The organism is Paeniglutamicibacter sp. Y32M11, assembly GCF_019285735.1.
GTDB lineage: Bacteria > Actinomycetota > Actinomycetes > Actinomycetales > Micrococcaceae > Paeniglutamicibacter.
Window position 1 is genome coordinate 1,114,654 of the sequence record NZ_CP079107.1, and the last position, 12,806, is coordinate 1,127,459.

At 61.0% G+C, this 12,806-nt stretch carries 10 protein-coding genes; 9 read left to right on the forward strand and 1 reads right to left on the reverse strand.

Annotated elements, in window-relative coordinates; translation table 11 throughout:
• Nucleotides 1-208 precede the first annotated feature (208 nt).
• The 4 genes from KUF55_RS04925 (at nucleotide 209) to KUF55_RS04940 (ending at nucleotide 5,524) form a co-directional block, all read left to right on the forward strand.
• The gene (locus tag KUF55_RS04925; RefSeq protein WP_218818163.1) at nucleotides 209-1,405 is read left to right on the forward strand and encodes a hypothetical protein; all 1,197 of its coding nucleotides are present in this window, start codon (nucleotides 209-211) and stop codon (nucleotides 1,403-1,405) included.
• A gap of 304 nt (nucleotides 1,406-1,709) precedes the next feature.
• Nucleotides 1,710-2,603 (forward strand): hypothetical protein, encoded by an 894-nt coding sequence (locus tag KUF55_RS04930; protein ID WP_132361601.1) that lies wholly within the window; start codon nucleotides 1,710-1,712, stop codon nucleotides 2,601-2,603.
• Between the two features lie 303 nt (nucleotides 2,604-2,906).
• Nucleotides 2,907-4,706 carry a proline--tRNA ligase gene (locus KUF55_RS04935; RefSeq protein ID WP_132361599.1) on the forward strand — a complete coding sequence of 600 codons (1,800 nt, stop codon included), beginning with the start codon at nucleotides 2,907-2,909 and terminating at the stop codon, nucleotides 4,704-4,706.
• A 47-nt stretch (nucleotides 4,707-4,753) separates the two neighbouring features.
• On the forward strand, nucleotides 4,754-5,524 hold the full coding sequence (locus KUF55_RS04940) for a TSUP family transporter (protein WP_218818699.1): 771 nt from the start codon (nucleotides 4,754-4,756) through the stop codon (nucleotides 5,522-5,524).
• 145 nt (nucleotides 5,525-5,669) lie between these two features.
• Here KUF55_RS04940 and KUF55_RS04945 read toward each other — a convergent pair whose 3' ends face one another.
• Nucleotides 5,670-6,890, reverse strand: coding sequence for a hypothetical protein (locus tag KUF55_RS04945; protein ID WP_218818164.1), 1,221 nt, complete (start codon nucleotides 6,888-6,890; stop codon nucleotides 5,670-5,672).
• Between the two features lie 119 nt (nucleotides 6,891-7,009).
• On the opposite strand from KUF55_RS04945, the gene rimP reads away from it, so the two are divergent.
• The 5 genes from rimP (at nucleotide 7,010) to rbfA (ending at nucleotide 12,752) form a co-directional block, all read left to right on the forward strand.
• Nucleotides 7,010-7,588 (forward strand): ribosome maturation factor RimP, encoded by a 579-nt coding sequence (rimP, locus tag KUF55_RS04950; RefSeq protein WP_132361595.1) that lies wholly within the window; start codon nucleotides 7,010-7,012, stop codon nucleotides 7,586-7,588.
• A gap of 1 nt (nucleotide 7,589) precedes the next feature.
• Nucleotides 7,590-8,564, forward strand: coding sequence for a transcription termination factor NusA (gene nusA / locus KUF55_RS04955; RefSeq protein ID WP_218818165.1), 975 nt, complete (start codon nucleotides 7,590-7,592; stop codon nucleotides 8,562-8,564).
• Nucleotides 8,565-8,864: 300 nt separating this feature from the next.
• Complete coding sequence (locus KUF55_RS04960) at nucleotides 8,865-9,116, forward strand: YlxR family protein (protein ID WP_255557435.1); 252 nt, start codon at nucleotides 8,865-8,867, stop codon at nucleotides 9,114-9,116.
• A 162-nt stretch (nucleotides 9,117-9,278) separates the two neighbouring features.
• The gene (gene infB / locus KUF55_RS04965; RefSeq protein WP_218818166.1) at nucleotides 9,279-12,176 is read left to right on the forward strand and encodes a translation initiation factor IF-2; all 2,898 of its coding nucleotides are present in this window, start codon (nucleotides 9,279-9,281) and stop codon (nucleotides 12,174-12,176) included.
• Nucleotides 12,177-12,314: 138 nt separating this feature from the next.
• Complete coding sequence (rbfA, locus tag KUF55_RS04970; RefSeq protein WP_132361589.1) at nucleotides 12,315-12,752, forward strand: 30S ribosome-binding factor RbfA; 438 nt, start codon at nucleotides 12,315-12,317, stop codon at nucleotides 12,750-12,752.
• Nucleotides 12,753-12,806 lie beyond the last annotated feature (54 nt).

Genomic DNA, 12,806 nt, shown 5'->3' on the forward strand with positions numbered 1-12,806 from the left:
GTACGCACGGTCCAACGTCGTTATGGTATTCAGCCGAGTTTAGGAGCACTATAAGCCAACGAGGTTCAGATGTGCGGGGTATCAGGGGCGTCACCTCGAGAGTGACCCTGAAACATGCAGGTTTAGGACACACGGAAAGGTACTTGTGTGCGGACAAGTATTTGGCTTGCAAATTGTTTCTTGGCTCGACAGAGAGTAGGTAGCACCTGTGAGTACTTTAGGTGCATGGAACACCAATATGCGCGGGAGGAACCGCTGGGTTCAGCAGATGAACTCCAGGTTTGACCAGCTCGAAGTGATAGCCATAGAGGTCAAGTCGGAAAATCCGGCGGACCTAACCGTTCCTGGGCAGCAAGAAGCATTTTCTGCTCTGGATACAGGGATTCAAGAACATCTTGAGCAAGGACGCGCCCTTTCAGGCGATCGCCGATGGCTTCCTGGAGCGGCCGGAAGCATTGCGGCAGGTCCGGCCTTGGAGCGAATGCATGCAATAGAAGATTTGCTCCTGCGCAGGGGGAACGCAACATACATGATTGGCCAACTGCCAACCATCCACGCGAGCGCCAGAGACCATCTGAAAGCCAACGATCCACACCGCATCCGTTTGGAGAAGATCCTCCAAGATCGTTCCGTGATCACCCAAACGGGTAATCTCACCGCCGCCGCTGCTGCCCTGCCGGGGCTTGTACCGGTGCCGGAATTGGGACTGGATGATGAGACAAGAAGTAACCTCGTTTCTGTGAGTGAAGCAGCTCATCGGGCCTACCAGATGGAGTACGCAAGACTCAGAAATTTTGTTCGGATCATTTGGACTTCCATCGGCATTTTAGTCATGCTGACCGTGGCATTGGGCCTCGTCGGTAGTCAATTCCATGCCGTGTTGTCTCCCTGCTTCGTTGACACAGAACCGACCAAGGTCATCTGCTTGTCGCTAGAAACAACTGTGATCCTTCCTGCGGACAACCCAGAAGCGACAGCCGCCGAGAAGGCGGACTCCGAGAGGCTGAATGCAGCCATCATGACGGAGGCGAAGGAGAGCACTACAAAGAGCCACGATATTTTTCTCATTGAGTTCATCGGGTTGGTTGCGGCGGCCCTTTCGGGGGCTTCCTCATTGAGGCGTGTTTCTGGAAGTTCGACACCCTACAACCCCGCAATTGCCTTGGCTTTTATCAAATTGCCGATTGGCGCATTAACTGCTGTTATCGGATTGATGCTTCTGAGTGGCGGAATCATTCCCGGCCTCACAGCATTGGATACTTCCGGACAAATCTTGGCATGGGCCATCATCTTTGGTGCTAGCCAACAACTATTTATGGGGCTCGTTGACCAAAAAGCGAAAACAGTGCTGGATGACGTCGGCAGCAATGAAACGACCGAGAGCGTCCGACCCGCCACGGCGTAGAAACTCGCCATTTACTTTTCGCGGTAGATGACGACCGCAATGTATTTTCTTCGATTCATCGAGCAACATTCTTGATAACGTCAAGGCGCATCGTTCGGTGCGGATATCTGCGCGTACGTGGGGAGATATCGAAATTGAGATCCGATATTTGAGCACATCCGTTTGATGAAAGCGTTCGCTGGCAATGGAAGAACTTGGCAAGGAGTTACTCCGCCAACTGGTTTTATTGTGTAATGTGTACCTTATTGGCAGCGGATCGTCGCCGTCATCGCCGTGAATCACTCCCACGACATGAGGATCAAAGATGAAAAAGATAGCTATCTGGACTTTGCCGCTCGCCGCAACGCTCGCATTAACGGGCTGCTCCGGACTTCTGGGTTCCGACTCGGCAGAATCACCGACACCAAGTCCGTCCGCGACAGTAGCCGCCTCCGCGAGCGCAACAGAGGCGCAACAGCCCTCCGCCAGCCCCACACCGGAAGCCGCCGCAACAACGCCGGCCGCCACCGAAACCACATCCGATGCCGGTTTTAGTTCGTCCTCTGAGTCCTCCAGCGATTCGGCCACGGCGGATGCAGGATCCAATCACTCCGCTTCCGAAGATCAGCTCACTGCCCAAGAACTACTCGAAGTAGCGCAGTCAGTGGAGAGCTACTACGAAAAGGGTGGCGTGCAGATCATCGAAAATGCCGAGCTGAAATCCGCAGCCGCTCAAAGCAAAGAATTGATCGACAGCATGAAGGTCAGCCCCGCCAAATGTGGAGTTTATGCATCATCGGGATCGATGGACTTGATGAACCATATGAACATGGTCTCGGTCAACATTCCCGCCAGCTCCAACGATGCGGGAATGATGGTGAGCATCGGTTCGTTTGACGACGCCTCAGACGTTGATACCGCGGTGTCCATGGCGGAATCCAGCTCCAAGGACTGTAGCGAATTCACCATGACCATGAGCGGGCAAGAGATCACCGCGGCCGTGGAAACCGGCAAGGCCAGCACGAAGGCCGAAACCACCATCGCCACCATGACCGAGGTCAATATGGCGGGACAAAAAACCAAGACGATGACGGTTCAGGGGTATGACGGTGTGAACAACATTGGTGTCATCATCGTTAGCCCCAAGGACGCCGATGTCGCGGTGGCTCAGGCCGAGGAGTACCTGGACCTGGCTCTGCTGCACATGGCCGGTTACTAAAAAAGATTGACCCACGGTCATCGGGAAGCTCATACGTGTGGTTCCCCGGTGACGTGATCGCCTGCCCGGGTGCCACATGGCACCCGGGCAGCGACGTAAGATAGGGGAAGTGCCTTGCTGCTCCACGCTGCCCTGCACACCATTTTTGGTGTGGCAGAAATCGTGAGGTGGTTGGCCGCAGCGCTGCCTCACGAAAATCCCCTTTGAGATTTACTTCGAGCGGTGTGCGCCGGCTGCACAAACGATTTGTCTGCCCCCACTATGTTGTGGTCTGGAAACAGGCCGCGGAAATGGAAAGTTAGCGTGGTTCTTAAGCTCTCCACCCTATTCCTGCGCACGCTGCGCGAAGATCCGGTAGATGCCGAGGTCGCCAGCCACAAGCTGCTGATCCGCGCCGGATACATTCGCCGTGCCGCTCCCGGAATTTACACCTGGCTGCCACTGGGCCTGCGCGTCCTGGGCAAGGTGGAAGCCATCATCCGCGAGGAAATGAACGCCATTGGAGCTCAGGAAGTTCACTTCCCGGCACTGCTGCCGCGCGAACCGTACGAAACCACGGGCCGCTGGACCGAATATGGTGACGGACTTTTCCGCCTGACCGACCGCAAGGGTGCCGACTACCTGTTGGCCCCGACCCACGAGGAAATGTTCACCCTCCTGGTGAAAGACCTCTACAGCTCCTACAAGGATCTGCCGGCCTACCTGTACCAGATCCAGAACAAGTACCGCGATGAGGCACGTCCCCGCGCGGGCCTGCTGCGCGGGCGCGAATTCATCATGAAGGACTCCTACTCCTTCAACATTGATGATGAGGGACTCGAAGAGGCCTACCAGGCACACCGTGGCGCTTACCTGAAGATCTTCTCCCGTTTGGGTCTGGAAGTTCTGCCGGTCTTCGCCACCGCCGGTGCCATGGGCGGCTCAAAGTCCGAGGAATTCTTGCACCCGACTCCGATCGGTGAGGACACCTTCGTCCGCTCCGCCGGCGGCTACGCTGCCAACGTTGAGGCGGTGACCACCGTTGTACCGGCGGACATTGACTTCACCAACGCCGCCGCCTTCGAGGTCAAGGAAACCCCGAACACTCCGACCATCGAGACTCTGGTCAACTGCGCCAACGAGGTTGCCCCGCGCGCCGAAGGCGCCTGGAGCGCAGCCGACACCCTGAAAAACGTGGTGCTGGCGGCCAAGCTGCCCACCGGCGAACGCCAGCTGGTAGCCATCGGGCTGCCCGGGGATCGCAATGTGGACCTCAAGCGGGTTGAGGCCAACATCGCCGCCCACCTGGAAATCGGTGGCGAGGTGGAAATCGAGGCAGCAACCGAGGATGACCTCAAGAAGAACCCGACACTGATCAAGGGCTACATCGGCCCGGGCCTGGGTCAAGACGCCAAGGTACTCGGCCTTGAAGGAAGCTCCAAGATCCTGTTCCTGCTTGACCCGCGCGTGGTCTCGGGAACCAGCTGGATCACCGGCGCCAACGAAGCCGGCAAGCACGTCTTCGGCCTGGTCGCAGGGCGCGACTTCACCGCCGACGGCACCATCGAGTGTGTTGAGGTACTGGCCGGAGATCAGGCACCGGACGGTTCCGGACCGCTGGAAACCGCCCGCGGCATCGAGATGGGTCACATCTTCCAGCTCGGCCGCAAGTACGCCGAGGCCCTAGACCTGAAGGTGCTAGACCAGAACGGCAAGCTCAAGGTGGTCACCATGGGCTCCTACGGCGTGGGCGTCACCCGGGCCGTGGCGGCCCTGGCCGAATCCAATCACGACGAGAACGGCCTGGTCTGGCCGCGCAACGTGGCCCCGGCCGACGTGCACCTGGTCGTCACCGGCAAGCAGGTTGAACTCTTCGAGGCAGCCCAGAAGATCGCCGATGAGCTGCACGCAGCGGGCGTGGAGGTCATCTACGATGATCGTCCCAAGGTTTCGGCCGGCGTGAAGTTCTCCGACGCCGAACTGATCGGTGTTCCGACCATTGTGGTCATCGGCCGCGGCTTGGCCGACGGTGTGGTTGAGGTCAAGGACCGCGCCACGGGTGAGCGAAGCGACGTCGCGGTAGACGAAGTGGTTGCGCAGCTGATTGCTCTGGCCAAGAGCTAAGCGTGATTGAAGCAGCAACTTTGCTGGATGGTTCCGGGCTCCAGGGAATGGAGCCCGGAACCATCGCGCTCATTGTGTTGGCAGGTTTTGCTGCCGGCTGGGTTGACGCGGTGGTTGGCGGCGGGGGACTGCTCCAGCTTCCGGCGCTGTTGCTGGTGCCGGGGATCTCCCCGGTGCAGGCCCTGGCCACCAACAAGTTGGGCTCGATCTTCGGGACCACCACCAGTGCCGTGACCTATTACCGGCGCGCGCACCCGGATCTGAAGACCGCCATTCCCATGGCCATGGTGGCGTTGGCGGGCTCCTTCGGTGGGGCCATTTTGGCCACGTTGCTGCCGGCCGAGGTCATCAAACCGGTCATCATCGCCGCACTTATTGCCGTGGGCCTCTTTACCGTCTTTCGGCCAAGTGCCGGTGAGCTCACGCAGTTGCGCTATACCGGCTCGCGGCACTACGCGGTGGCGGGTGTCATTGGCTTGGTCATCGGTGGTTATGACGGGCTGATTGGCCCGGGCACCGGATCGTTTTTGATCATCGCCATGGTTGCGCTGCTGGGCTACAACTTCCTGGCGGCCAGTGCCAAGGCCAAGATCGTGAACATGGCCACCAACCTCGGTGCGCTGGCATTTTTCCTTCCCACCGGGCATCTGCTCTGGGGGATCGGGTTGGTGTTGGGCGCGGCGAACATGGTCGGTGGCTACCTGGGCGCGCGGATGGCGGTGTCCAAGGGCAGCAAGTTCATCCGGATCGTTTTCTTGAGCGTTGTTGGCGCGCTAATCATCAAGCTCGGTTACGACGTGCTGTTCCCCGCCGCGTAGGCAGCTGCTCAACCCGGCAACCGGTTCAGTGCCGAGTGCCTAAAGGGCTTGGTCTATACAGCAAGGGTGGCTCTGGTGAACGTGGAGATCTCCACGTCCACCAGAGCCACCCTTGTGTTTTAACCGCTCAGGCGCCGTTGTGCGGCTAACCGGCGGGTGTGCCGGAGGTATCGGCGGCGGTTTCCGCGGTGGCAGGCTCGACCGCGGTGAAGTCCACGGTCTGACCGCTGAGCTGCCGAGCAGCCAACGCCTGGGAGTAGGCGGCGCTCAGAAGATACATCCGGGCCTCCCCGCTTTGGCCAGCAGCCCCGTCACGGAGCAGCAACGCCAATTGCCCCTCACCGCTACGCGCCGCATCCATCGGGTTCTTTACCGCGTCCTTGGGTAACTGATACGCGGCCTGGCGCAATGGTGCACAGTCATGATCGGCATTCAGCTTCGTCTCCAGCGCCGAAGCGAAATCCACCAGCACCTCCGAACGCTCCCATGCCGTGCTGCGCAGCTCGCCACCGGTCCGTGCGCCAGCAACGTTGTAGGCATAACCCATGCGGTAGGCGGCATCAACGATGCCAACTAGCTCAGCGCCGGAACCGCTCGCAGCCGTGTCCGTGGTGGTGGCAGTGGTGGTCAGAGGCGGACAGGCGTCCACGACGAACGCGGGCATCGACGCCAGTGCCGCCCGATCCACGGTTGGACCCTGCTTCGCGGTCGTGCTCGCGGCTGCCTCGGTTGATGCTTCTAGTTCCGTGAGGGGCGAGGGCAGGGCGTTGAGCGTCGCATCACTGGCCCCACTGGCGGCCAGCACAGTGCGGGCCTGAAGCACCAGCTCGATGCCCGATCCCGAAAGTCTCCGGGCCTCCTGCTCCTGCGCACTCAGTGCCGCTGTCAGCAGGCCACTACCCGTCTGGGCCAGCTCGGTAGAAAACTCCGAGACGCTCAGCGGTGGGATCGCGGCGACGGGTGCGGGCTCCGAATCTTGGTCGGAGCCGGGGCTTTGTGCGGTCTCGAGGGCGGCCAAAGTGCCGGGTGTGAGTAATTCGACATGCTCCCGAAGCATCGCCTGCGTCGCGGCTAAAGCCGTGGTCGTTTTTGCGCCGGTCGAGGCGTCGGGGAACCGCAGCATCTGCGTGACGGACGCGAGCATAAGGGGTAGTTCATCGGTGGCTTTTGGCTCCGGAATAACTACCGGCTCGGTACCCAAAATTCGCTGCCATGTAGGGGTTTCCCGGTTCATGAAGATCCCGGTACCGAGCGTCGCTCCGGCCACCAGCACCCCCACCACCAGCACCGTGAGACGGCGGCGCGCAAACTGGGCACGGCGCCCGGTCGAATCGGTACTTTTGGGGTTACGTGGCTGCTTATCCATCCCCTTGATCATCCCATGAGTGGTCCTCGGCACGGATTTGTGCCACGCGGTGGAAGACGTAGGGGCACAAAAGTCGCTACCCTAGGATTCACAACATCGAATAATGTGGGAGGACTTTCATGACCGGTAACACGGCAGACACCCAGCTCGAGGCAGAACGCCTCACCAAGCTACTGGAGCCCACCGTCGCCTCCCACCAGCTTGTACTTGAAGAAGTACAGGTTCGCAAGGCTGGGGACCAGCGCATCGTGCACGTGGTCATCGATTTGATCGACGGCACCGACGGCATCGTGCTTGACCAGATTGCGGAGGTGTCCCGCTCGATCTCCGAGGCCCTGGATACCGATCCGTTTGATACCTCCGCTCCGTACGAGTTGGAAGTTTCCTCTCCCGGAACCTCACGCCCCTTGACCTTGCCGCGCCACTGGCACCGCAATGTCGGGCGCCTGGTCAAGGTGAACGTGATCGGCGAGGACAACCTGCTCGGACGCTTGATCGAGGTGACCGATTCCGGGATCACCATCATTCCGGACATCCCGGTCAAAAAAGGCATGAAGCCCAAGGTCGGCGAACCCCGCACCCTGGCATTTGAAGTGATCCGCCGCGGCAACGTCGAGGTGGATTTTGCACGCGCCGAGAGCGCGGACATCACAGCCATTGAGCTGGATGACGAAGACGAAGAAAACGTGGAGGCCTGAGTTGGACATTGATATGAGCGCGCTGCGCATGCTGGAGCGCGAACGGGAAATCCCGATCGAGGTTCTCATCCCCACCATTGAGCAGGCATTGCTCATTGCGTACCAGAAGTCTCCCGGAGCGATGCCGCAGGCACGCGCCGAGGTTGACCGCCGCAACGGCCACGTGACGATCTTCGCCACCGAAACCGAAGAAGACGGCACCGTGGTGGGCGAGTTTGACGACACCCCCACCGGATTCGGCCGCATCGCCGCATCCACCGCACGCCAGATCATCCTGCAGCGCTTGCGCGATGCCGAGGATGACAACGTCGTGGGTGAATTCAAGAACAAGATCGGCGAGATCGTCTCCGGACAGATCCAGCAGGGCAACAACCCGATCATGATCCAGGTGAACCTGGGTACCGTCGAGGCCTTGCTGCCACCACCGGAGCAGGTCCCGGGCGAGAAGTACACCCACGGCAACCGCATCCGTTGCTACGTCGTGGATGTTAACCGTGGCCCCAAGGGTCCGTCCGTTACGCTCTCGCGTTCACACCCGAACCTGGTTCGTCGCCTCTTTGAACTTGAGGTCCCGGAGATCGCCGACGGCGCCGTGGAAATCATGGCGCTGGCCCGCGAAGCCGGACACCGCACCAAGATTGCCGTGCAGGGCAACATCGCCGGCGTTAACGCCAAGGGCGCCTGCATCGGTGAAATGGGTTCGCGTGTGCGTGCGGTGATGACCGAGCTGAATGACGAGAAGATCGACATTGTTGACTACAACGAGGATCCGGCGAAGTTCATCGCTTCGGCACTGTCCCCGTCGAAGGTCGTTTCGGTGACCATCACCGATCCCGACACCCGCTCGGCCCGCGTTGTGGTTCCCGATTACCAGCTCTCGCTGGCCATCGGCAAGGAGGGGCAGAACGCCCGTCTGGCCGCCAAGCTCACCGGTTGGCGCATCGACATCATCTCGGATGCCGTAGACGCTAAGTAGTTCATGCGCTGGGCCGTCGCGCCCCCGCTACCCGCCGGACACCCTAGGTGCACCGGCCCCAGGGTAGTCGGGACGCGGCGGCCTTTTTGCGCCTCGCGGCTTCCTCGGGGCGAGGCTCCGCATTGTGGGCCAGGGCACGCTCCACGAAATCGCGAAACGCGCTAGACTTATCTGTGGTCCACTGTGCAACGTGGTAAATCAAATGCGGGAGAAGATCCGAACGTGTCATTGCAGCAACAGCCGCAGCGCACGTGCATTGGTTGCCGCGAGGTGGTGGACCAGAACCAGCTGAAGCGCTGGGTGTTGACGGTCGAGAATGGCAAATCCATTCCCGTGCCGGATCCTACTCGGAGCTTCGCCGGGCGAGGTGCTTGGCTGCACCCGAACCCGGATTGTGCTCAACGCGCCGTGAAGCGCGGAGCATTCGCGCGGTCTTTCAGGACGAACGTGGATGTTTCCGCTCTGGTATCGGAGTCGAGGGCCAAGGACAGGACCCAACCTGGGAAACCGGCCTTTACGAACGTCCAACCTGAAAGCGGGTCAGAAAACTGATGGAAACCCGATGAGTTCCAAGCGATGAGCGCCTAACGATGACACATCGGTTAAGCGCCACAGCGCCTGTGGCATCCGATTTGGATGCTGGGCTAGACAGTAAACGTTGGTTCGTGCCAAAAACTTTTTAAAAGTGGGCGCGGACCTTCAGACAGGAGAAATGTGGCTAAGGTCCGCGTACACGAGCTTGCTAAAGAGCTCGGAATCACTTCAAAGGATGCAGTAACTAAACTGCAGGAAATGGGCGAATTCGTCCGTTCCGCATCCTCAACCATTGAGGCACCGGTCGTGCGCAAGTTGCGCGCCGCGTACCCGAACGCTGCCCCGGCAGCACCCAAGGCCGCCCCGGCTCCCGCAGCTGCACCAGCAGCTCCGGCCGCCCCGGCAGCTTCCGCCCCGAAGCCCGCAGGCTCCAAGCCTGCCGCGGCTCCGGCGGCACCCGCCGCACCGGCAGCTTCGGCTCCGGTTGCTCCGACTCCGGCAGCTGCACCAGCAGCACCCGCCGCTCCGGCAGCTCCCAAGGCTGCCTCGGCCGCACCGCGTCCGGGCGCCAAGCCCGGTGCACCGCGTCCGGGTAACAACCCGTTCTCCTCCCAGCAGGGCATGCGCCCGGCCGGCGAGAACAACCGCAACGAACGCCCAGAGCGTACCGAGCGCACCGATCGTCCCGCGGGCCAGCGCCCGGGTTCCAAGCCAGGCGGACCGCGTCCGGGTAACAACCCGTTCGCTCCTCAGCAGGGCATGCGTAACTCCGGTGGCCCAGGCGCCGGCGGACCGCGTCCGGGTGGACCGCGTCCCCCGGCCGGTGCCGGTGGACCTCGTCCCGCAGCAGGCGCCGGCGGACCCCGCCCGGCAGCAGGCTCCGGTGGCCCCCGTCCGGGCGCTCCGCGTCCGGCAGGTGCCGCGGGCCCGCGCACCCCGGGAGGCGCTCGCGCAACTCCCGGCATGATGCCTAACCGCACCGAACGTCCGGCTCCGGCCGGTGGACGTCCCGGTGGCGGCGGCGGCCGTGGCGGTCCGGCACGTCCGGGCGGCGCCCCGGGCGGAGCTCCGGGTACTCCCGGTGCAGGTACCGGTGGCGGCGGCTACAAGGGCGGCGGCGGTCCGAACCGCGGTCGCGGTGGTACGCAGGGTGCCTTCGGTAAGGGCGGCGCAGGCCGTGGCAAGCAGCGTAAGTCGAAGCGCGCTAAGCGCCAGGAACTCGAGCAGATGAGTGCTCCGAGCCTTGGCGGCGTTTCGGTGCCTCGCGGCAACGGATCCACCGAGATTCGTTTGCGCCGTGGCGCCTCGATCACCGACTTTGCAGACAAGATCAACGCCAACCCGGCAGCTCTTGTGACCGTGCTCTTCCACTTGGGAGAAATGGCTACCGCCACACAGTCACTGGATGAGGCCACCTTTGACGTCTTGGGTACCGAGCTCGGTTACGTTGTCACCGTCGTTTCCCCCGAGGACGAAGAGCGCGAATTGCTCGCCTCGTTCTCGATCGACTTCGACGCCGAACTTGAAGCAGAGACCGAGGACATGCTTGAGGCACGTCCGCCGGTTGTCACCATCATGGGTCACGTTGACCACGGTAAGACTCGTCTGCTTGATGCCATCCGCAAGTCCAACGTTATTGAGGGCGAAGCAGGCGGTATCACCCAGCACATCGGTGCTTACCAGATCCACCACATGCACGAGGAAATCGATCGCGCGATCACCTTCATTGACACCCCGGGTCACGAGGCGTTCACCGCCATGCGTGCTCGTGGCGCCAAGGTCACCGACATTGCCGTGTTGGTTGTTGCAGCGGATGACGGCGTTATGCCGCAGACCGTTGAAGCACTCAACCACGCCAAGGCCGCCGGTGTCCCGATCGTTGTGGCAGTGAACAAGGTTGATAAGGATTCAGCGAACCCGGACAAGGTCAAGGGCCAGCTGGCCGAATACGGCCTGGTTCCGGAGGAATACGGTGGCGACACCATGTTCATCCACGTCTCGGCCTTGCGCAAGGTCGGTATCGACGAGCTGCTTGACGCGGTGCTGTTGACCGCCGATGCCGCGTTGGACATGCGTGCCAACCCGGACAAGGACGCTCGCGGTATTGCTATCGAAGCGAACCTGGATAAGGGTCGTGGCGCCGTTGCTACGGTATTGGTTCAGTCCGGTACCTTGGCAGTTGGCGACACCATCGTTGCCGGTACCGCTCACGGTCGTGTGCGTGCCATGTTCGACGAGAACGGTGACAATCTCGATATTGCCCTGCCCTCGCGTCCGGTTCAGGTCCTGGGCCTGTCCTCGGTCCCGCGTGCAGGTGACACCTTCCTGGTTACCGATGACGAGCGCACCGCTCGCCAGATCGCCGAGAAGCGCGAAGCTGCCGACCGCAACGCGGCACTGGCCAAGCGTCGTAAGCGCATCACCCTGGAAGACTTCGACCAGGCTGTTGCCGATGGCAAGATCGATACCCTTAACCTCATCCTCAAGGGTGACGTTTCCGGTGCCGTGGAAGCCCTGGAAGATTCGCTGCTCAAGATCGATGTTGGAGAAGGCGTGCAGTTGCGCGTTATCCACCGCGGTGTTGGCGCCATCACCCAGAACGACGTCAACCTGGCGACCGTTGATAATGCCATCATCATTGGCTTCAACGTCAAGCCGGCCGAGCGTGTTGCAGATCTGGCCGACAAAGAAGGCGTCGACATGCGCTTCTACTCGGTCATCTACGGCGCCATCGACGACATCGAGCTTGCTCTTAAGGGCATGCTCAAGCCCGAGTACGAGGAAGTCCAGCTGGGCACCGCGGAGGTCCGCGAGGTCTTCCGTTCCTCGAAGTTCGGCAACATTGCCGGCTCGATCGTTCGCTCGGGTACCATCCGACGTAACTCCAAGGCTCGTGTCACGCGTAACGGCAAGGTCATCGGTGAAGGACTTACCGTTGACTCGCTCAAGCGCTTCAAGGACGACGCCACCGAGGTCCGTACGGACTTCGAGTGTGGTATCGGCCTGGGCTCGTTCAACGATGTTACCGACGGTGACTTCATCGAGACCTACGAAATGCGCGAAAAGCCCCGCGTCTAAACCCTCACCGGTTTTAGAAGTACAGCGGTAGCAAGGTAAGGGTGTGTATTCGGCCAGAGATGGCCGGATGCACACCCCTTGCATCCGCGGCACAGCATGTATTCGTAGTTTTCAAGACGTGAAAAAGAAGGAGTGATCATGGCTGACTCGGCACGCGCCGCTAAACTGGCCCAACGCATCAAGGTGGTTGTTGCCCAAGCACTGGGCAAGGCGGTTAAGGATCCCCGCGTGGAGGCCATTACGGTCACCGACGCACGGGTCACTAACGACCTGCAGCACGCCACCATCTACTACACGGTCTTCGGCGACGCTGAAGCCAAGGCCGATGCAGCAGCCGCCCTGGAGAAAGCCAAGGGTGTTCTGCGCAAGGAGGTCGGAAAGAACCTGACGGTTCGTCTGACCCCCACCGTTGAATTCATCGCGGATGAGATCCCGGTGAATGCCTCGAACCTCGAAGACCTTCTTCGGGCAGCCAAGGCCAAGGATGCAGAAGTTGCAGCCCTGGCCCAGGGCAAGGATTTTGCTGGAGAAGCAGATCCGTACAAGCGTGATGAAGAAGAAGAGGAAAACGCCTAAGCGTTAGCCCTTGCTTCACCAGCTGCAAAGGTCGTCCCGGCATCCACTTGAGAG